Genomic DNA, 808 nt, shown 5'->3' with positions numbered 1-808 from the left:
CTACACCTCTCTTGGCACAGACTTGGACAACTTTGGTATTGCCATACCCTTTGGCTATGTTCCAGGGGTCGCTGAAAACACTCAGCTAAACATCATCACTTTAGAGAAATTCCACGGTATCGCAGAAATGTATTACTACATCGGCGAAACCGGCAGCGAAAATCGTAGCCAAGTCTTACAGGCCAAGGTGAAGACCGATGCCCTAGGCCTGCCATTTATCACGATTCCGCTTTCTAATATCGACCGTCACGAAAGCTTATTTTAGCCTTCGCTCTATTCGCTATTATTAGTGTTTGCTTACTGCTTCTGCTCCATCAGCCAAGCGACTTGTTTCTCAAGCTCTTCAATTCGAGCGAAGAGCTCATCTGAAGACGCTGAAGAGTCGCTTACTGGTGTTGAAGGCTCTTGTATTTGCGTCATATCAGGCTCCCCACTGAGCAGGTGCATATAACGATCTTCCCGCTGTCCGGCAGACGACGGTAAGCGACACATCAATGGTGTTGTTCTGTTTAGCAGCTTATCGACTAAAGCAATTAGTTCTTCTGGCCCTGAAAACTCATACATTCTGCGGGTTCGGGTGAGAAGCTCATTCACCGTCTGCGGGCCTCGCAGCAAGAGCATGCAAAAGATAGCGTGCTCTGCGTCATTCATATGATATTCACGCGTCAGACGCTGGTCATATTTATCCGCTCTTGAACCGTACTCAAATTTTACCAAGGCCCGCTTCTGTAAGTCATAAAGGCTCTGTTGAACATCACCTTCAGAAAGATCCATCACCGGTTCACGGCTAGTTTTCTGATTGCAGGCT

At 47.4% G+C, this 808-nt stretch carries 2 protein-coding genes; one reads left to right on the top strand and one right to left on the bottom strand.

From position 1 onward, the window contains the following. Positions 1-265: hypothetical protein (locus A3761_RS26680; RefSeq protein WP_197472749.1), on the top strand; the 265-nt coding region annotated here is incomplete at its 5' end. A 32-nt stretch (positions 266-297) separates the two neighbouring features. On the opposite strand, the gene A3761_RS02495 is transcribed toward A3761_RS26680, so the two are convergent. Next, a partial coding sequence (locus A3761_RS02495) for a DUF480 domain-containing protein (protein ID WP_068749732.1) occupies positions 298-808 on the bottom strand: 511 nt, incomplete at its 5' end.

This window comes from Oleiphilus sp. HI0123, assembly GCF_001635315.1.
Note: the sequence above shows the minus strand (reverse complement) of the source record. Positions and strands in the feature narration are given on the sequence as shown.